Origin of the sequence: Massilia sp. PAMC28688 (assembly GCF_019443445.1) — a bacterium.
In the GTDB taxonomy this organism is placed as follows: Bacteria; Pseudomonadota; Gammaproteobacteria; order Burkholderiales; family Burkholderiaceae_D; genus Telluria_A.
Map to the genome: position 1 here is coordinate 3,827,285 of NZ_CP080378.1, position 19,551 is coordinate 3,846,835.

Annotated in this window: 20 protein-coding genes; 17 read left to right on the forward strand and 3 right to left on the reverse strand. The window is 62.0% G+C overall.

Annotated elements, in window-relative coordinates; genetic code table 11:
• Positions 1-194 precede the first annotated feature (194 nt).
• Positions 195-680 (reverse strand): hypothetical protein, encoded by a 486-nt coding sequence (locus tag KY495_RS17230; protein WP_219880599.1) that lies wholly within the window; start codon positions 678-680, stop codon positions 195-197.
• Here KY495_RS17230 and KY495_RS17235 point away from each other — a divergent pair.
• Entirely contained in the window at positions 679-1,917 is a 1,239-nt protein-coding gene (locus tag KY495_RS17235; RefSeq protein WP_219880600.1) for a hypothetical protein, read from the forward strand. The two genes, KY495_RS17230 and KY495_RS17235, sit on opposite strands and share 2 nt — an antisense overlap.
• Positions 1,918-1,972: 55 nt before the next feature.
• Here the strand turns inward: KY495_RS17235 and kynA are convergent, their stop codons facing one another.
• Both kynA and kynU read right to left on the reverse strand, forming a co-directional pair.
• Entirely contained in the window at positions 1,973-2,908 is a 936-nt protein-coding gene (gene kynA, locus KY495_RS17240; protein ID WP_374040961.1) for a tryptophan 2,3-dioxygenase, read from the reverse strand.
• Entirely contained in the window at positions 2,827-4,074 is a 1,248-nt protein-coding gene (gene kynU / locus KY495_RS17245; protein ID WP_219880602.1) for a kynureninase, read from the reverse strand. Before kynU ends, kynA begins: the two co-directional genes overlap by 82 nt.
• A 576-nt stretch (positions 4,075-4,650) precedes the next feature.
• Between kynU and flhD the strand changes: the two genes are divergently transcribed.
• From flhD to KY495_RS17325, 16 genes are all read left to right on the forward strand, one after another.
• Complete coding sequence (gene flhD / locus KY495_RS17250; RefSeq protein ID WP_219880603.1) at positions 4,651-4,968, forward strand: flagellar transcriptional regulator FlhD; 318 nt, start codon at positions 4,651-4,653, stop codon at positions 4,966-4,968.
• 91 nt (positions 4,969-5,059) lie between these two features.
• Complete coding sequence (gene flhC / locus KY495_RS17255; RefSeq protein ID WP_219880604.1) at positions 5,060-5,611, forward strand: flagellar transcriptional regulator FlhC; 552 nt, start codon at positions 5,060-5,062, stop codon at positions 5,609-5,611.
• A gap of 34 nt (positions 5,612-5,645) precedes the next feature.
• Positions 5,646-6,419, forward strand: a complete 774-nt coding sequence (locus tag KY495_RS17260) for a trans-aconitate 2-methyltransferase (protein ID WP_229518343.1) — start codon at positions 5,646-5,648, stop codon at positions 6,417-6,419.
• Positions 6,420-6,593: 174 nt separating this feature from the next.
• A complete protein-coding gene (gene motA, locus KY495_RS17265) occupies positions 6,594-7,454 on the forward strand; it encodes a flagellar motor stator protein MotA (RefSeq protein WP_219880606.1) in 861 nt (286 codons plus the stop codon).
• Between the two features lie 119 nt (positions 7,455-7,573).
• Positions 7,574-8,530: a flagellar motor protein MotB gene (gene motB, locus KY495_RS17270; RefSeq protein ID WP_219880607.1), complete on the forward strand. Its 957-nt coding sequence runs from the start codon at positions 7,574-7,576 to the stop codon at positions 8,528-8,530.
• Positions 8,531-8,553: 23 nt separating this feature from the next.
• Positions 8,554-9,102 (forward strand): chemotaxis protein, encoded by a 549-nt coding sequence (locus tag KY495_RS17275; protein ID WP_219880608.1) that lies wholly within the window; start codon positions 8,554-8,556, stop codon positions 9,100-9,102.
• Between the two features lie 76 nt (positions 9,103-9,178).
• Complete coding sequence (locus KY495_RS17280; protein WP_219884298.1) at positions 9,179-9,544, forward strand: response regulator; 366 nt, start codon at positions 9,179-9,181, stop codon at positions 9,542-9,544.
• A gap of 45 nt (positions 9,545-9,589) precedes the next feature.
• Positions 9,590-11,752: a chemotaxis protein CheA gene (gene cheA, locus KY495_RS17285; RefSeq protein WP_219880609.1), complete on the forward strand. Its 2,163-nt coding sequence runs from the start codon at positions 9,590-9,592 to the stop codon at positions 11,750-11,752.
• Between the two features lie 49 nt (positions 11,753-11,801).
• A complete protein-coding gene (locus KY495_RS17290) occupies positions 11,802-12,302 on the forward strand; it encodes a chemotaxis protein CheW (RefSeq protein ID WP_219880610.1) in 501 nt (166 codons plus the stop codon).
• Positions 12,303-12,331: 29 nt separating this feature from the next.
• The gene (locus KY495_RS17295; RefSeq protein ID WP_219880611.1) at positions 12,332-14,056 is read left to right on the forward strand and encodes a methyl-accepting chemotaxis protein; all 1,725 of its coding nucleotides are present in this window, start codon (positions 12,332-12,334) and stop codon (positions 14,054-14,056) included.
• Positions 14,057-14,159: 103 nt separating this feature from the next.
• Entirely contained in the window at positions 14,160-15,011 is an 852-nt protein-coding gene (locus KY495_RS17300; protein ID WP_229518344.1) for a CheR family methyltransferase, read from the forward strand.
• An 11-nt stretch (positions 15,012-15,022) separates the two neighbouring features.
• Complete coding sequence (cheD, locus tag KY495_RS17305) at positions 15,023-15,631, forward strand: chemoreceptor glutamine deamidase CheD (protein WP_219880612.1); 609 nt, start codon at positions 15,023-15,025, stop codon at positions 15,629-15,631.
• A 10-nt stretch (positions 15,632-15,641) separates the two neighbouring features.
• Positions 15,642-16,709, forward strand: a complete 1,068-nt coding sequence (locus KY495_RS17310; protein WP_219880613.1) for a chemotaxis response regulator protein-glutamate methylesterase — start codon at positions 15,642-15,644, stop codon at positions 16,707-16,709.
• A gap of 117 nt (positions 16,710-16,826) precedes the next feature.
• The gene (gene cheY, locus KY495_RS17315) at positions 16,827-17,225 is read left to right on the forward strand and encodes a chemotaxis response regulator CheY (RefSeq protein ID WP_219880614.1); all 399 of its coding nucleotides are present in this window, start codon (positions 16,827-16,829) and stop codon (positions 17,223-17,225) included.
• A 1-nt stretch (position 17,226) separates the two neighbouring features.
• Positions 17,227-17,895 (forward strand): protein phosphatase CheZ, encoded by a 669-nt coding sequence (cheZ, locus tag KY495_RS17320; protein ID WP_374040962.1) that lies wholly within the window; start codon positions 17,227-17,229, stop codon positions 17,893-17,895.
• A gap of 62 nt (positions 17,896-17,957) precedes the next feature.
• Positions 17,958-19,166: an EAL and HDOD domain-containing protein gene (locus KY495_RS17325; protein ID WP_219880615.1), complete on the forward strand. Its 1,209-nt coding sequence runs from the start codon at positions 17,958-17,960 to the stop codon at positions 19,164-19,166.
• The last annotated feature ends 385 nt before the right edge of the window (positions 19,167-19,551 follow it).

Sequence of the window (19,551 nt, forward strand, 5' to 3'; positions counted from 1 at the left end):
TCGGATAATTGGCTCAACGAATTGGCTCAACCAATTGGCTCAATAAACGGGCTCGAACAACTGGCTGCGAGACTGGCCGCGAAATTGGCTTGGAAACCGGTTGTCAATACTCGCTGCGAACACGGGCTGCGAACGCAGGCAGCGAACACTTGCGAATACTCTTTGCGATCACTGGTTGCGATCACTGGTTGGGATCACTTGCGGCGATTACTGGCCGCGAACACCGGTTGCGGACATTGGTCAGGAACATAGTCCGCGAAAATTGACTTTGAATCTTCTGAGAACATCCGGCTGAATAGCAATGGCCGAAGAAAGCAATTGAGTGGGAACCAATCGGCTGAAAACAATCGGCTGAAAACAAGTGGCTGAAAACAAGTGGCTGAAAACAAGTGGCTGAAAACAAGTGGCTGATGAGATTTGGCCGATAACAATCGGATGCCATCATATGGCTCGCTACAGATGAGCCGTCCTAATCTCCCTGCCGCAATTTGTTCCCGCTTCTGCAAGTTTTTACTGGCAGCAGCGGTATCGGCAAAATGCTGCAGGTCCTTGGACTCGTTTTTGCTCGTGCGGCGAGATTCCTGCTGAGCCTGTTCGTACAGCGGAACCCTTGCGCCACCATCCGGTCCAACATGTAGTTCTGGTAGTCCCGCATCCTCATATTCACGGGAGACGAGCATGTTTGAGCCCAAGCTCTTATACATCGAACCAAACACCCGCGCTGCGGTGTTGCGCATGCTAAAGGCGCGTCGCGATAACCGCAGTCTGGCAGAAGTGGTCGAGGAAACCCTGCAAGCATGGCTGGAACGGGCCAGCTGCCAAGACCCGCCCGCCGCCCAGGAAGCGGCGCGCGGCTACCAGTGGAAAAGCCTGTTCCTCCCCAACGGTACGCTGGTGCGCTTCGACTATCGGCGCCAGACCTACAACGCCGAAGTACGCGGCGACAGGCTGATGTACATGGGCAGGTCCTATTCGCCGCGCGCGCTGCTGCTTCACGTTACCGGCACCGTGCGCAATGCCTGGCGCGAGCTCTGGCTGCGCGGTCCTGATGATTTTCGCTGGCATCTGGCGGACACGCGGCGCTATCTCCTGCGTCGCACGCCAACGGGACGCCGACCGCGCGGCGTGGACGCTGCGAGCTATTACTTGAAGCACATCTTGGGATCGCGCGGGCGCACACTAGATACTTCAGCATCAGAATGCCATGATGCCAATGAAAGTGGCCCTGGCGATTTGGGAGCTGCGGCCGTATTCGAGGATGCCGATTTTCCTGAAGATGGCAGCAGCTGCACCAATCCGGATCAACCGGGCAGCAGTCTCTGCGGCACCGAAAAAAAATCGTGCAGCAGCCCGCTGGACCAACATGAAGACCGCATCGGCCAGGCACACGGCACGGCCGCCCAGAGCCCTGTCCAACCTCGGCGCTCCGAAATGACTCCCGCGCCTGGGTCGCCGCTGCGCTCTGGAATGCTGGTCATGGGAGGTCCATGGGAAAACAATTCCCGCGCAGGCAGGCTGGGTTCATTCCTGTATCGGGACGACATCGTAAGAAAGGACCAGCCGGACCTCACCTGGAACCGGGGCGGCGGTTGGCATGCCCACGCAGGCCGGGCCGGGCCGCGCGACCGACGCCATTGCAATTACCTCAATGGATTGATGCAATCAAGGACAGCGCCGATCGCCAGTCCCACATCTGGTCCCGGTCCGGAGCCTGGTCCCGGTCCTGTTCAAGGTGCTGGTCATGACGCGGGACCGGAAGCCAGGCTCGGGCTGGGTCCGAGTTCTAGTCCTGGTGCCTATCCCGATGCTGGTGCTGGTTCTGGTTCTGGTCCTGGTCCTGGTTCTGGTCCTGGTCCTGGTGCTGGTACTGATTCCGATACCGATTCCGATACCGATACTGGCTGGTGCTGGTCCTGACGCCGTTCCCAATACAAACCCAATCACGATCCCGGCGCCAGCCCCTGCGACCGCGCTACAGCGCTGTGCGTAACGCGAACAGTTCCGGGAACAACACCACGTCGAGCATCTTGCGCAGGTAGCTCACGCCCGCCGTGCCACCCGTGCCGGTCTTGAAGCCAATGATGCGCTCCACGGTCGTCACATGCCGGAAGCGCCAGAAGCGGAAGGCGGTCTCCAGGTCCACCAGCTTTTCGGCCAGCTCGTACAATGCCCAGTGCTGCGTCGGGTCCTGGTACACGCCAAGCCACGCGGCCTTAACCGATTCGTCGTGGCGGGTGGGCTGTGTCCAGTCGCCATTGAGGCGTTCCGGCGCAATCGCAAAGCCGCTGCGTGACAGCAGCATGACTGCCTCGTCATACACCGACGGCGCATTGAGTTCACGCTCCAGAATCGCATGGGCTTCCGGAGCTGTGGAGTGAACGGTGAGCAGGGAAGGGTTTTTATTCCCTAAGATGAATTCCAGTTCGCGGTACTGATACGACTGGAAGCCCGACGACGCCCCCAGAAACGGTCGGATCGCCGTGTACTCCGGCGGCGTCATGGTCGCCAGCACGTCCCAGGCATGCACCAGCTGGTCCATGATGCGTGCCACGCGCGCGAGCATCTTGAAAGCCGGGGGCAGCTCGCCCGCGCGCAGGTTCACGCGCACGGCCTGCATTTCATGCAGCATCAGCTTGAGCCACAGTTCACTGGTCTGGTGCTGGATGATAAAGAGCATCTCGTTGTGATTGGGCGAGCGCGGATGCTGGGCATTGAGGATCTGCTCCAGGCCCAGGTAGTCGCCATAGCTCATCGCCTCGCTGAAATCCATCTTGGCGCCGTGCCAGCTCATTGGGCACTTCTGTTCGTCGGACATGGGTTTGCCTTTCAAGTAACGGCGCTGCGCTGCGCGGTCACATCGTAATCCTGGTGGTCGAGGATGTGCTGGAGGATCTCCACGGCGTCCCATACATCGGCAAAGCTGGTGTACAGGGGTGTGAAGCCGAAACGCATGATGGCCGGCTCGCGGTAGTCGCCAATCACGCCGCGTGCGATCAGCGCCCGCATCACTGCGTAGCCATGCGGGTGGGTGAAGCTGACCTGGCTGCCGCGCCGTGCATGCTCGCGCGGGGTCACCAGCGCCAGAGGATGGCCGCCGCAGCGCGCCTCCACCAGCGTGATGAATAGGTCGGTCAGGGCCAGCGACTTGGCGCGAATGGCGTGCATGCTGGTCTTCTCGAATATCTCCAGCCCGCACTCGACCATCGCCAGCGACACCACCGGCTGCGTGCCGCACTGGGCGCGCCCTATGCCCTCACACGGCGCGTACTGAGGCGCCATCGCAAACGGTGTGGCGTGACTCCACCAGCCCCACAGCGGCTGGTGAAACCGATGCTGGTGCCGTGCAGGCACCCAGATAAACGCGGGCGCACCGGGGCCGCCATTCAAATACTTGTATGTGCAGCCAACGGCCATGTCGGCGCCGGCCGCATGCAGGTCCAGCGGCACGGCGCCGGCTGAATGGGCCAGGTCCCACACTATCAGCGCACCCTGGGCATGGGCGTGGGCCGACATGGCAGCCATGTCATGCTGGTAGCCGGTGCGGTAGTTGACATGGGTGAGCATGACCAGCGCGGTCTCGCTGTTAATGGCAGATGTCAGCTCGTCCACCGAGTCGACCAGGCGCACCGTGTAGCCGCGGTCGAGCCATGTGGCCAGTCCCTCTGCCATGTAGATGTCGGTCGGGAAGTTGCTGCGCTCGGTGACGATCACACGCCGGCCAGCGTGCTCGCCCGCCGCCTGCATGTGCAGCGCCGCCGCCAGCGCCTTGAACAGATTCAGCGAGGTGGTGTCGCCCACCACCACTTCCCCAGCTTGTGCGCCCAGCAGGGGAGCGAGGCGGTCACCGAGCCGCTTGGGCATGTCGAACCAGCCGGCGCTGTTCCAGCTGCGGATCAGGTCCGTGCCCCACTCCTGGGCGATGACTTGCTGGGCGCGCGGCAGGGCAGCACGGGGCATCGCGCCCAGGGAGTTGCCATCGAGGTAGATGACGCCCTCGGGCAGGGCAAACAGCTGGCGCAGGGGTGCAAGCGCGTCGTCGGCGTCACGCGCCAGACAGTCGTTACGGGTCATCATGGGCCTTAACATACTTGAAGCCTCAAATACTTGAGGGAAGGGCAGCAGTTTAACAAGTTTTCACCTGACAGTGACAGGATAGGCGCCATCATCAGGGTGCAGGTCGAATCCCTGTCTGAAATGATGTCTGCTTTGTAAGCAATGCCGCCCACAGTCCGCGCCCGAATTTTTTCTAAATTTTTTTGAAAAGTGCCCTAAAGTTTTCGCCACCCGCACCGTTACCGATTCAGACAGGCGGAGAAGGGCTTCAAAAATATTTTGAAATTACCCTCAAGTTCTCCGAAAGTTTGACGTAACCGGTACAGGACGACGAAAAAGCCACTATTTTTTCCGTGCGTGCCGGCGTAGTTCCTACAGAAAATCATCGCTCATTCCGCCCTGTTATCATAGGGGCGCGACAATGATCCGTCAGGGTTTGTCAGACAAACTCCTACGGCGCTATCTCGTTTACTCGTACCTGAAATACAGCCGGCGACCTATTCCTGATTTGTTGCCTCAGGTCCAGAATGTATCTCATCGGCAATAGGACACGGCGTCCGGAACGGTGCCGACACTAACGGATTCTAGGAGATGGACATGACTGCGAACGATATGATGGCTGAAATTCGGGATGCCAACCTCAGCTACCTGATGCTTGCGCAACAGATGATTCGTGCTGACAAGGTCACTGCGATTTTCCGTCTTGGCATCGGCGCCGAAATTGCCGACCTGATCGAAAACATGAGCAATGCCCAGATCCTCAAGCTCGCCGGCGGCAACATGATGCTGGCCCGCTTCCGCTTTGACGACGGCGCCATCCTCTCCATGCTGACCAATTACAACAAGGACCGGGTGCTGGCCCAGTCCCACGCCGCCATCCTCATGGCTGGCCAGCCAGTCGAAGAAATTGCTTAAACGGACATCGCTCAGGTTGTCCCTGGCGGGGCAGCGTGCATAATCAGGGCCATCGATCCTTAACGAAGCGCCAGCGACGGAGAGCGCGTTCATGAGCAAAAAAAGTGTGGTGACGGAAGCGCAGGAAATTCAGCTGGCGATCGAACTGATCCAGCTTGGCGCCCGCCTCCAGCTGCTCGAAACCGAAGTGTCCCTGTCGCGCGAACGCTTGATCAAGCTGTACAAGGAACTCAAGGGCGCCTCGCCGCCCAAGGGCATGCTGCCGTTTTCCACCGACTGGTTCCTGACGTGGCAGCCCAATATCCATGCTTCACTGTTCATCAATATCCATAAATTCCTGGTCGACCATGCCGGTGCCACCGGTATCGAAGCGGTCATGAAAGCCTACAAGCTGTACCTCGAACAGATGCCGCCCGAGCCGGGCGAGGAGCCGCTCCTGTCGCTCACGCGCGCCTGGACCCTGGTGCGCTTTTTCCACAGCAAGATGCTGGCCATGGCCACTTGCAAGAAATGCCAGGGCAAGTTCGTGGTCAATTGCATGGACCTCAATGCCGACTACCTGTGCGGCCTGTGCCACATGCCTTCCCGCGCCGGCAAGACCAAGAAGTCGCGCGATGCGGCCGCGGCGGGCAACGACGCGTGAGGCGCCTCCCGGTTCCCATGCGCGAGGGCAGGGCGTGAGCCTTGCCCTTTTTCGTATCTGGCGCGCCCCTGCCGTGCAGGCGCTGCTGCTGCAGTGCGCCGCCTTTCCGCTGACCCTGCTGTGCGTGTATGCGCTGGCGCGCGCGGGACTGCCGGTCGGCGACGTGACGGTGGCACTCGTGCAAGGGGGGCTTGCCGCTTCGCTCACGCGCTGGCGCGGCCTGGCCGTGTGGTGGATCGGCATCGAGCTGGTGTTTCCCCTGGCGCTGGTGCAGGCACTGACCCTGGCCATCCCGCCGGCCGTATTCCTTGGCCTGTTCCTGTTCCTGCTGGTCGTGTACTGGTCCACTTTCCGCACCCAGGTGCCGTATTACCCGTCCGGGCGCCGCGTGTGGGACGAGGTGGCGCAGCTCTTGCCCGCTGGGCGCCCGGTGCGCGCCATCGACATTGGCAGCGGCCTCGGCGGGCTGGTGCTGGAACTGGCGCGCCGCCGCCCCGATGCCCGCGTCGACGGGATCGAACTGGCACCCCTGCCGTGGCTGATCGCGCGCCTGCGTGCGCTTGCCATGCCTGGAAAACGGGTCCGTTTTCTGCTTGGCGATTATGAAGCATTGGACTTTGGCCAATACGATCTGGTGTTCGCCTACCTGTCGCCGGCAGCCATGAGCGCCCTGTGGCACAAGGCGGCGCGCGAAATGAAAACAGGCAGCATATTGGCCAGTTATGAATTCTTGATAACGGAAAAAACGCCGGATCTTAGCATTGTGCCAAAGGGCCGGGGACCATCGCTTTATGTATGGCACTTTTAGGCGACAAACCCGGCGTTTTCCCTTGCCCGGCACGCATTTGCAAGCTATTGTAGTTACCGTACGTAAATTAATTGCGCCCGTCGTTGCCGATCTTTTGGCATTTTGCATACCTTGTTTTCAGTATGAAAATGTTGATCGGGCACCGGGCCGTTTTCACTTGGGGAGTCAGCGCTTTTGTTAGTCATTGTCGGATACATCATCGTGTGTGTGTCGGTGTTCGGCGGCTTCGCATTAGCCGGCGGCCACCTGGCCACGCTGTTCCAGCCCATCGAATTGCTCATGATTGGCGGCGCGGCGCTGGGCGCATTTTTCGTCGGTAACAACGGCAAGGCAATCAAGGCAACGATGAAGGCTTTGCCTTCGCTGTTCAAGGGCTCGCGCCACACCCGGGAACTGTACATGGAAATGATGTCGCTGCTGTTCGACGTCCTGTCCAAGGTGCGCAAGGAAGGCTTGATGTCGATCGAAGGCGATATTGAAAAGCCCGAAGACAGCCCCGTGTTTTCCAAGTATCCGGGCGTGCTAGCCGACCACCACATCGTCGAATTCATGACCGACTACCTGCGCCTGATGGTGTCCGGGAACATGGATGCCTTCCAGATCGAAAACCTGATGGACAATGAAATCGAGACCCACCACCACGAAGGCGCCGTGCCGGCCCACGTGATCGCCAAGCTGGGCGACGGCCTGCCGGCATTTGGCATCGTGGCCGCGGTGATGGGCGTGGTGCACACGATGGAATCGGTGGGCATTCCCCCGGCCGAACTGGGCATCCTGATCGCCAAGGCGCTGGTGGGCACCTTCCTCGGCATTTTGCTGGCCTATGGCTTTGTCGGCCCGCTGGCCAACCTGCTGGAACAGAAGCTGGAAGAAGAAGCGAAGATGTTCCAGTGCGTGAAGGTGACCCTGCTGGCCAGCCTGAACGGCTACGCGCCGGCGCTGGCGGTGGAATTCGGACGCAAGGTCTTGTACTCGACGGAGCGGCCAACCTTCGCCGAGCTGGAAGACCATATCAAGAAGTCCAAGGCCAAATAAGGTTAAGCAAGGCCGGTTAAACCAGGCCGAGTCGGTACCAGACCAAGAACGAGCACGCAAGAAAAGAGCGAAGGTGCAAGCCATGAACAATCCACGCACGATGCGCTGCCGGGGTGCCTATGTCCGATGAGGGAATGCGCCCGATTATCGTCAAGCGCATCAAGAAGGGCGGCGGCGGCCACCATGGCGGCGCCTGGAAGATCGCGTACGCCGACTTCGTCACGGCCATGATGGCCTTCTTCCTGCTCATGTGGCTGCTCGGCTCGACCAGCAAGGGTGACTTGCAAGGCATCGCCGAATATTTCGACAATCCGCTCAAGGTGGCCATGTCGGGCGGCTCGGGCAGCGGCGACAGTTCGTCCGTGATCCAGGGGGGCGGCGCGGACCTGTCGCGCCGCAACGGCCAGGTAAAAAAGGGCGACACGGCGCCGGAAAAGAAAACCTACGACCTCAAGGCGGCCAAGGCCCTGCTCGAGGCCGAGGAAGCGGGCCGCCTGAAGGCACTCAAGGCCAGGATCGAGGCGACCATCCAGGCCAACCCGCTGCTGCGCAAATATGAAAAGCAGCTGCTGCTCGATATCACCAGTGAAGGCTTGCGCATCCAGATTGTCGATGAACAGAACCGTCCCATGTTCGCCACCGGCAGCGCCAGGCTCAATGATTACACGGCCGAGATCTTGCACGTGATCGGGATGGTGCTCAATGAAGTGCCGAACCGGGTCGGCCTGTCGGGCCATACCGATTCAACGCCCTACATGACCGACACCGGCTACAGCAACTGGGAACTGTCGGCCGACCGCGCCAACGCGTCGCGCCGGGCGCTCGTCATCGGCGGCATGAGCGACGCCAAGATCCTGCGCGTGGTCGGTCTGGCATCGGCCGCGCACCTGGACCGCAAGGACCCGTTCAATGCCATCAACCGCCGCATCAGCATTATCGTGATGAACAAGCGCACCGAGGAAGCGGTGCTGCGCGATGGCGCCTCGCTTGACGTGCCGGGCGAACCGGCGGCCGCGGCCCAGGCGCTGGCGCCGCTGGCCCCGGGCAAGCCCGGCGCGCCAGAGGCGCAGCCCTGAACGGCGCTTATTGGAGAACCCGCATGACCAGAAAAAAAATCCTCGGTTCGCATGTCAAGCGCCTGCTGTCGGGCGTCTCGGACCACGGCAAGCGCCATCTGACCGAGGTCGAGACCGACCTGGTACAGACCGAGCTGCTGCTCGAGGAAGCCATCGACAAGCTCACCACCAGCTTCATGGCCATCCATGCCGCCGTCGGCGAACGCCAGGAAGCGATCGACCTGCTGCTGGCCGGCGGCACGCCCAGCGCGCAGCAATGTGCGCACCTGGGCGCCATGGCGGGCGAAGTGGGCGCGCACGTGAACACGGCCATCACGAGCATGCAGTTCCAGGACATGACGAGCCAGCTGATCGACCGCACCATCAAGCGCGTGACCGGCCTGCGCGCCTTTCTCGGTACCCTCGGCGCCCATGGCGCTGCGGTGGCTCCCGAGAGCGACAGCGAGGAAATCGTGGAGCTGCTGGGCAAAGTCAGCATGGCGCTGGCGATCCAGTCGCTCGAACTGCGCAGCGTGCTGCGCAAGGCAGTGACCCAGCAGCACATGGAAAGCGGCGACATCGAACTGTTCTGACGGCGCCCATGGTCGCAGCGTCAGTCCACTTATTAACAAGGGCATGTGCCCGGAACTACCCCAAGCAGGAGCAATGATGGCTAAAACAATACTCGCAGTCGACGATTCCAGTTCCTTGCGCCAGATGGTCGCCTTCAGCCTCAAGGCCGCCGGATATCTGGTGGTGGAAGCGGTCGACGGCCAGGATGGCCTGGAAAAGGCAAAGCTGCAGTCGGTCGACCTGGTGCTCACCGACCAGAACATGCCGCGCATGGACGGCCTGACGCTGATCAAGCATCTGCGCACGCTGCCGACCTATGAAAAGACCCCGATCCTGATGCTCACCACCGAGTCGTCCGACGAAATGAAGAACAAGGGCCGGGCGGCCGGCGCCAACGGCTGGCTGGTCAAGCCTTTCGACCCGCAGCGCCTGATCGAAGTGGTCAAGAAGGTCATCGGCTAAGTGCCGGGAGCACGAGATGCATCGAGAAATTGACGGAGCCCCATCATGACGATCGATATTAGCCAGTTCTTTCAGGTCTTCTTCGATGAAGCCGAAGAGCTGCTGGCTGAAATGGAGCGGCTGCTGCTGGCGGTCGATGTGAGCGCCCCCGACGCCGAAGACTTGAACGCCGTGTTTCGCACCGCGCATTCGGTCAAGGGCGGCGCCTCCACCTTCGGCCTGACCGACATGAGCGACGTCACCCACGTGCTCGAGTCGCTGCTCGACCGCATCCGCAAGGGGGAGATGGCGCTCACCGGCGAACACGTCGATGCCTTCCTGGCGGCCAAGGACATTCTCAAGATGCAGCTCGACGGCCACCGCAACGGCGCCCCCGTGGACCAGGATGCCGTTGCCAACGTGCGCATGATGCTGCAGGAGCTGTCGCAGGACGTGGTGCCGGTGGCAGCGCCGGCGCCATCGTTCGTGCAGGCTGCCCCGCGCGCCAGCGTGGGCCCGGGCGGACGGCGCTACCGGGTCGAACTGCCGCCGCTGCCGCAGCGCGACATCAATGCCCTGGTGGCCGAACTGGGCCTGCTGGGGCGCGTGTCGCTGGTGCCCATGGGCGGCGAGCGCCACGCCATCATCGTCACCACCCACGAGTCGCTCGACGACATCGTGGCCATCTGCTCGTTCGTGCTCGACCCGGCCGACCTGAAAATGTTCGAGGCCCCCGCGCTCACGCCCGAACAGCGGGCCATCGAAGACCAGGCCCGCGCCAAGGTGGAGAACGAGCAGGGGTATGGCTTTTTCGACGCCGTCGACGAAGCGCTCTCGCCCGAACCGAGCGACGAGGACCGCGGCTACGGCTTCTTCCAGCCGATCGAGATGATCCGCGCCGCCGCCGGCATCGTCGATGCGGCGCCGGCCGACCCCCGCCCGGCTGCCGCCGCGCCGCGCATCGAGCCGCTGGAAATGAACGAGCCGCTGCTTGACAGGAAGGGCGGCAAGAAGGATGACAAGGCCGCCGCCAATGCCGAATCGTCCTCGATCCGGGTGTCGATTGAAAAGGTCGACCAGCTGATCAACCTGATTGGCGAACTGGTGATCACCCAGGCCATGATCGAGCAGCGCAGCGACGGGCTTGACCCGATGGTGCACGAGCGGCTGCTGGCCAGCGTGAGCCAGCTGACCAGAAATACGCGCGATCTGCAGGAAGCGGTCATGTCGATCCGCATGATGCCGATGGATTTTGTATTCTCGCGCTTTCCGCGCATGGTGCGCGACCTGGCGACCAAGCTTGGCAAGAAGGTTGACTTCATCACCCACGGCGCGGCCACGGAACTGGACAAGGGCCTGATCGAACGCATCGTCGACCCGCTGACCCACCTGGTACGCAACAGTATCGACCATGGCATCGAGCTGCCGAACGCCCGCGTGGCCGCCGGCAAGACCGAGGCCGGGCGCCTGTTCCTGTCGGCCGGCCATCAGGGTGGCAATATCGTCATTGAAGTATCGGACGACGGCGCTGGCCTGAACCGCGAGCGGATTCTGGCCAAGGCGGCCCAGAACGGCTTGCCGGTGGCCGACACCATGAGCGACAGCGAAGTATGGCAGCTCATTTTCGCGCCCGGCTTTTCGACCGCGGAAACCGTGACCGATGTCTCCGGGCGCGGGGTCGGCATGGATGTGGTCAAGCGCAATATCACGGCCATGGGCGGGTCGGTGGAAATCCGCTCGGCCAAGGGCTTTGGCACCACCATTTCCATCTCGCTGCCGCTCACCCTGGCCATCCTCGATGGCATGTCGATCCGCTGCGGCGATGAAATCTACATCCTGCCGCTCGGCTTCGTGGTCGAATCGCTGCAGCCGGCGCCAGAAGACATCAAGGAAGTCGCCGGCCGCGGCCGCGTGATCAAGGTGCGCGGCGACTACCTGCCGCTGGTGCCGCTGCACCAGATGTTTGGCATCGTGCCGCGCCACACCAATCCCTGCGACGGCATTGTCGTCATCCTCGAGTCGGACGGGCGCAAGTGCGGCCTGTTCATCGATGAACTGGTGGGGCAGCAGCAGGTGGTGGTCAAGAACCTCGAATCGAATTACCGCAAGGTGACCGGCATTTCCGGCGCCACCATCCTCGGCGACGGCGGCGTGTCGCTGATCCTCGATGTGTCGGCCCTCATGCGCTCGTCGCGCCAGCTGGCCGACGACGCCGTTTCCTTACCCTAGCTCCCAGGTATTACGCAACACTTCACTCATTATTGAATAGGATTTCATCATGTCCATGACCATGCAATCGTCCAAGTCCGGTGACGCCAAAGAAGGCGCCGGCAGCGAATTTCTGGCCTTTACGCTCGGCTCGGAAGAGTACGGGATCGATATTCTCAAGGTGCAGGAAATCCGCGGTTACGAAGCCGTGACCCGCATTGCCAACGCCCCGGAATTCATCAAGGGCGTGATCAACCTGCGCGGCATCATCATTCCCGTGGTAGACATGCGCATCAAGTTCAAGCTGGGCACGCCCGTGTACGACCAGTTCACGGTTGTGATCATCCTGAACATCGGTGGCCGCATCATGGGCATGGTGGTCGACAGCGTCTCGGACGTGACCACGCTCACGCCCGACCAGGTCAAGCCGGCCCCGGAAATGGGAACCGCCTTCAATTCCGACTATCTGGTGGGACTGGGCACGGTCGATGAGCGCATGCTCATCCTGATTGATATCGACAAACTGATGTCCTCAGGCGAAATGGGCCTGATCGACAAGATCGCTGCCTGAACGGGGCGGCAGGCGAAGCAGGAGAAAACATGAACTTGCGCAACTTTAAGATCGGCACCCGGCTGGCCATCGGCTTTGGCAGCATCCTATTGATCCTGGTGGCGATGGTGGTGCTGACCAACGTCCTCAATTCCCGGAACAAGAGCAATCTGCTCGAGCGCCTGAACGAAGCGACGGTCCAGAACCAGCAGGTGGGCGCCATGAAAAGCGCGATGCTCGAGAGCGGGATCGCCATGCGCAACATCGGCTTGCAGTCGGACATGGAGCTGATGCAGAAGGAACAGGACAAGGTCAAGGCCCAGGCCCGCCGCTACGCAGAAGCGCGCTCCAGGCTGCAGGCCATGCCGCTCGACGAGAACGAGAAAAAGGTGCTGGCCGATATCGCCGCCGTCGACCGCCAGCTCGACACCGCCTTCCAGGAAGCCAGTGCCCAGGTACTGGCCTTCAATACCGAAGGCGCGACCAAGATCATCTCTAGCCGCATCGACCCGCTCAACAGCCAGGCGCTGGCCCATCTGAACCGGCTCGAGCAGCTGGCCGACAGCGCCACCCGCGCCACGCTGGCCGAATCGGTGCGCGCCGACCGCCAGCTCCAGAGCGTGCTGTATGCCCTCGGCCTGGCCGCCGTGGTCCTGGGCGTGGTGCTGGCGCTGGTCATCACCCGCACCATTGTCGCCCCCCTGCATGGCGCGGTGAAGGTGGCCAAGAAAGTGGCCTCGGGCGAACTGACGTCCCAGGTCCAGGTACAGGGCAGGGATGAGACGAGCGAACTGCTGCAGGCGCTCAAGGACATGAACGAGAGCCTGTCGCGCACCGTGGGCGAGGTGCGCACCGGGACCGACCTGATCACCACTGCCTCGCAGGAAATCGCCTCCGGCAACGCCGACCTGTCGGCCCGTACCGAGACCCAGGCCAGTTCGCTGGAAGAAACGGCCAGTTCAATGGAAGAGCTGACCAGCACCGTCAAGCAGAATGCCGACAATGCGCGCCAGGCCAATCAGCTGGCCGTGTCGGCCTCCTCGGTGGCGGAAAAGGGCGGCTCGGTGGTGGCCGAAGTGGTCGACACCATGGGCTCGATCAAGGAAAGCTCGCGCAAGATTGTCGACATTATCGGCGTCATTGACGGCATTGCCTTCCAGACCAATATCCTGGCCCTGAACGCGGCGGTGGAAGCGGCGCGCGCCGGGGAGCAGGGCCGCGGCTTCGCGGTGGTGGCCTCCGAAGTGCGCAGCCTGGCGCAGCGCTCGGCCGGCGCGGCCAAGGAAATCAAGGCCCTGATCGGCGACTCGGTCGACAAGGTTGATGCCGGCAGCAAGCTGGTGGACGAAGCCGGCCAGACCATGGACCTGATTGTCACCTCGATCCGCCAGGTGGCCGACATCATGGGCGAAATCACGGCCGCCACCCAGGAGCAGAGCAACGGCATTGAAGAAGTCAACCGTGCCATCACCCAGATGGACGAAATGACCCAGCAAAACGCCGCGCTGGTGGAGCAGGCCGCCGCTGCCGCCGAGAGCATGCAGGAGCAGTCCGGCAAGCTGGCGACTGCCGTGAGCATTTTCAAGTTAAATGGCGATGAACAGCGCCAGGCAGCGCCGGTGCGGCCTGCCGCGACGGCGCCGGTGCGTCCGCCCGCGCGTGCGCGCAGGGTGGCCCAGGCCGGGCCGGCGCCGTCGGCGCCGCCGGCTCCTGCCACCGCCCGCCCCAAGAAGCTGGCAGCGGCAGCACCGGCGGACGACTGGGAAGAGTTCTGACCAGTGTTTTACCTGGCTCCGGCCCGGCCACGGCCCGGCGCTGCAGGGCAGGCAGCGCTGTGGCCCCGGGCCACGCTCGATCAACACAACAAGGTACCCGCAATTGAAATCTGAAACGGTCAAGGAATTCGACTTCACCCGGGGTGACTTCGAACGCGTGCGCGTGCTGATTTACCAGCGCGCCGGCATCTCTCTGGCTGACAGCAAGCAGGAAATGGTCTACAGCCGCCTGGCGCGGCGTCTGCGCGCCACCGGGATTGCCAGCTTCGAGCGCTACCTCAACGAACTCGAAGGCGGGCGCCTGGGCGAAGAATGGGAGTCGTTCACCAACGCCCTGACCACCAACCTGACCTCGTTCTTTCGCGAGGCCCATCATTTTCCCCTGCTGGCCGAGCATGTGCGCGCCAGGCGCGACGAGCCGCTCACCATCTGGTGCTCGGCCAGTTCGACGGGCGAAGAGCCGTATTCGATCGCCATGACGGTGTGCGAAGCGTTCAACACCCTCACGCCCAAAGTGGAGATCATTGCCACCGACATCGACACCAATGTGCTGGCGGTGGGCGAGCGCGGCGTGTACGCCATCGACCGCATCGACAAGATGGCGCCCGAACGGGCGCGCCGTTTTTTCTTGCGCGGCAAGGGCGAGCAGGAAGGCATGGTGCGGGTGCGCCCGGAACTGCGCCAGCTCGTCACCTTCAAGCACCTGAACCTGCTGGCCGACAAATGGCCGCTGACGGGCCCTTTCGACGTCATCTTTTGCCGCAACGTGATGATCTATTTCGACAAGGCCACCCAGCGCAAGATCCTGTCGCGCTTTGTGCCGCTGATGAAGCCTGATGCCCTGCTGTTTGCGGGCCACTCCGAGAACTTCCTGTACGTGTCCGACGCGCTCAAATTGCGTGGCAAGACAGTGTACGAACTCGATCCGCGCCGTGTGCCGCGCGACAGGCAGTGAAAGGATCGACCATGGCTCTCGACGCTAAAGAACACTTCGCCACCAACATCTATTACGACCGCACCTTTGACTGCGACGCGGCCAAGATCCTGCCGGGCGAGTACTACTACACGGCCAAGGACATGCTGATCGTGACGGTGCTCGGTTCCTGCGTGTCGGCCTGCATCCGCGACCGCGTCACGGGCCTGGGCGGCATGAACCATTTCATGCTGCCCGATGGCGGCAACGACACCAACAGTCCGGTGTCGGCCTCGATGCGCTACGGGACCTTTGCCATGGAAGTGCTGATCAACGACCTGCTCAAGTCAGGCGCCCGGCGCGAGAACATGGAAGCGAAGGTATTTGGCGGCGGCGCCGTGCTGCGCGGCTTCACCGCCATCAACGTTGGCGAGCGCAATGCGGCGTTTGTGATGAATTACCTGAAGACTGAAAAGATCCGCGTGATGGCCGAAGACCTGAACGATGTCCATCCGCGCAAGGTGTATTTTTTCCCGCGCACCGGCAAGGTGCTGGTCAAAAAGCTCATGCAGGCCCACAACGACACGCTGGCGCGGCGCGAACTCGATTACGCCAGCCGCCTCAAGGTCGAGCCGGTGGGCGGCGCGATCGACCTGTTCTGAAAGACTGAAGATGACTATCAAGGTACTGATCGTGGACGATTCGGCGCTCATTCGCAGCGTCATGAACGAGATCATTTCGCGCCAGCCGGACATGGAAGTGGTGGGCGTGGCGCCCGACCCGCTGGTGGCGCGCGAGCTGATCAAGCAGACCAACCCGGACGTGCTCACGCTTGACGTCGAGATGCCCAAGATGGATGGCCTGGATTTTCTCGAAAAGCTCATGCGCCTGCGGCCCATGCCGGTGGTGATGGTGTCCTCGCTGACCGAGCGCGGCTCGGAAATCACCATGCGCGCGCTGGAACTGGGGGCCGTGGAATTCGTCACCAAGCCCAAGATATCGATCCAGAGCGGCATGCGCGAATACGCCGACCTGATCGCCGACAAGATCCGCGCCGCGTCCAAGGCGCGCATCAAGCCGCGCACCATCGCCAGCGGACAGCATGTGGCCAGCGCGCTGCCGCAGCTGCGCAATCCCCTGACCTCGTCGGAAAAGCTGATCATCATTGGCGCCTCGACCGGCGGCACCGAAGCGATCCGCGAGTTTCTCATGCAGATGCCGTCGGACTGCCCCGGCATCCTGATCGCCCAGCACATGCCGGAAGGCTTCACCACCTCGTTCGCGCGCCGCCTCGATTCGCTGTGCAAGATCAGCGTGCGCGAAGCGGCCGGCGAGGAGCGCGTGCTGCCCGGGCATGCCTACATTGCGCCGGGCCACTCGCACCTGCTGCTGGGCCGTTCCGGCGCCAACTATGTGACCCGGATCGAACAGAGCGAACCGGTCAACCGGCACCGCCCGGCGGTGGACGTGCTGTTTCGCTCCGCGGCCCAGGCGGCAGGCAAGAATGCCGTGGGCGTGATCCTGACCGGCATGGGCAAGGATGGGGCGGCCGGCATGCTCGACATGAAGCAGGCCGGGGCCTACAACTTCGCCCAGGATGAAGCCTCGTGCGTCGTGTTTGGCATGCCGCGCGAAGCCATCGCCGTGGGCGGGGTGCACGAAATTGGCGCGCTGACCGATCTGCCTGGCATGGTCCTTGGCTATCTGGCAACGCAAGGCAGCCGGGCGTTGCGTGTTTGAACGGATTCACGTGATTTCACCGGCGCTTTGTTCGCTCTGCAGCAACAAAAATGCTATCCTTAAGTCTGCTTGTGCAGTCTATCAATAACCACAGTAAGAGAATCAACGGAGTAATTCATGGCTGATCCAAAGATGCGTTTTTTAGTGGTTGACGATTTCTCAACGATGCGCCGCATCGTCCGCAACCTGTTGAAGGAACTGGGCTACTCCAACGTCGATGAAGCTGAAGATGGCGTCATGGCTTTGCAAAAGCTGCGCAGCGAGCCATTCGATTTCGTGGTGTCGGACTGGAACATGCCGAACATGGATGGCCTGACCATGCTGCAGAACATCCGGGCCGACCCCGCCCTGGCCAAGCTGCCGGTGCTGATGGTGACGGCGGAAGCGAAAAAAGAGAACATCATCGCCGCGGCCCAGGCCGGCGCCAACGGCTACGTGGTCAAGCCCTTCACGGCCGCCACGCTGGACGAAAAGCTCAACAAGATTTTCGAGAAACTCGAAAAAGTCGGAGCGTAAGGTGGGCGCTGCGAGCACCGGCGCGACCGCCTTGCCGGAGGAGTCGGCGGTGGACATGGCCACGCACGACGAATTCCTGAGCCGCATCGGCCACATGACGCGGGCGCTGCACGAAAGCCTGCGCGGCCTGGGACTCGACAAGCTCATCGAAAAGGCTGCCAGCGACATCCCCGACGCCCGCGACCGGCTCGATTACGTTGCCCGCCTGTCGGAGCAGGCCGCCCAGAAGGTGCTCAATGCCACCGACGCGGCCGCGCCCCTGCAGGACCGTATCGAAAGCGGCTCGGCCGATCTGGCGCAGTCGTGGCAAGCCTTGCTCGATGCGCCCGCCGGCGACGAGCAGGCCTGGCGCGCACTGGCCGCACGCACGGTGGCCTCGATGCAGCAGACGCGCGCCGACACGGCCCAGACCAGGGCCTACCTCATGGACATCATGATGGCCCAGGATTTCCAGGACTTGACGGGGCAGGTGATCACCAAGGTCACCACCATTGCCCAGGACCTGGAAAAGCAGCTGGTGCAGATGCTGGTGGACTACGCGCCGGCCCAGGTCAAGCGCGAGCTTGACAATGGCTTGCTCAATGGCCCGCAGATCAATCCGGTGGGCAACCATGACGTTGTCTCCAACCAGGGCCAGGTCGACGATTTGCTCGACAGCCTGGGTTTCTAACGGCGCCGCCGGCGTGATTACACGCTGGCAGCGGCAGCGATATTACTTAGCGATTTTAGACAATGCACGAAACAAATTTTATCGTCCGCGAACCGCTTCTCGATCCCAAACAGCGTGTGATCGGTTATGAACTGTCGTGGCAGCAACAACAGAACCAGCAAGTGACCGATGCCGACCTGGAAGCCCTGATCGGCTTCGTGGCGGAAAACGTCAATCATGAAGAGCATGGCTGGCTGTTGCGTGACAAAAAACTCTTTCTCGACGCGGTACCGGACATGCTCTCCACGGACGCCCTGTTCGCCATGCCGCCGGAAAAAACCGTCCTGACCATGAAAGCGTCGGACCTGGCCGATCCGGACACCCTGTCTGCCGTGCAAGGCTTGCGCGCCGGCGGCGTGGGCATTTCCATCCGCGATGGTGACTTGAAGCACCTGGGTGCGAATCTGGCCATGAGCGCCTCGCACATTGAAGTGCGCTTTGCCGGCGCCGACGTGGCTGGCCAGGCGCGCAGCCACGCGGGCGCCCAGCAAAATGGCGTACGCATGGTGGGCCGCCCGGTTGAAACCTGGGAAGACTTCGACGCCTGCGCCGCGCTCGGCTATGACGCCTTTGTCGGCAAGCTGCACCTGACGCCGCGTCCCGGGGCGCCCGTCAAGGGCATGAATCCGGCCCAGACCATCATCTTGCAGCTGATGCAGATGGTGCAAAAGAACGAAGACATTCCCAAGATCGAGGCCGTGCTCAAGCGCGACCCGGCGCTGTCGTACAAGATGCTGCGCTTCATCAACTCGGCCGGTTTCGGCGCCACGCGCGAGATCCAGTCGCTGCGCCAGGCCATCACGATGATGGGCTACGCGCCGATGTACCGCTGGCTGACGCTGCTGCTGGCCACGGCCAGTACCAGTGGCTACTCGCCGGTGCTGATGGAAACGGCGGTGGTGCGGGGGCGGCTGACGGAACTGCTGGGAATCAAGGCCCTGCCGCGCAGCGAAGCGGAAAACCTGTTCGTGGCGGGCATGTTCTCGCTGCTGGACCGACTGCTGGGTCTGCCGATGAAGGAAGTGCTTGACACCATCCAGCTGCCTGATGAAGTGGTGCGGGCGCTGCTGACGCGGGGCGGCATGTATGGTCCCTACCTGGCGCTGGCCGAAGCGTGCGAACTCAATTCCAACCTGGTGGCCTCGCTGGCCAAGAGCCTCAACATCGACCCGGTTGACGTCAACAAGGCGCACCTGTCGGCGCTGGCGTGGGCGCAAAACGTGACCACCTGATCGGGTGGAAACGCCACGAAAGCCAGGCTTCGCAAGAAGTGCTGGCTTTTTTTGCGGCCTGAACGGCACCATCATCCCGAAACAATTTCCCCCAACCAGGGTCAGACCACTTAAACGCGCAAAAATCAATTTCCTAACGCCAGGGTCAGACCACTTAAACGCGCCAAAAACAATTTCCTAACGCCAGGAAAATAGGCTTGAATGCGCGGGAATCAATTTCCTGGAACCTGTCTTTGCTGAATAGCCGGAAAAGCCAGGTCAAAACTGGCGGGCAGGCAAGCGCGGTAGCGCGCCAGATTGCCATGCAAGGCCAGATCATATCTCCGGGTAAATGAATGAGTAGCGCTCGCGCAATTCTCGCCGGTTTTTGATGAGCCGGGACAAT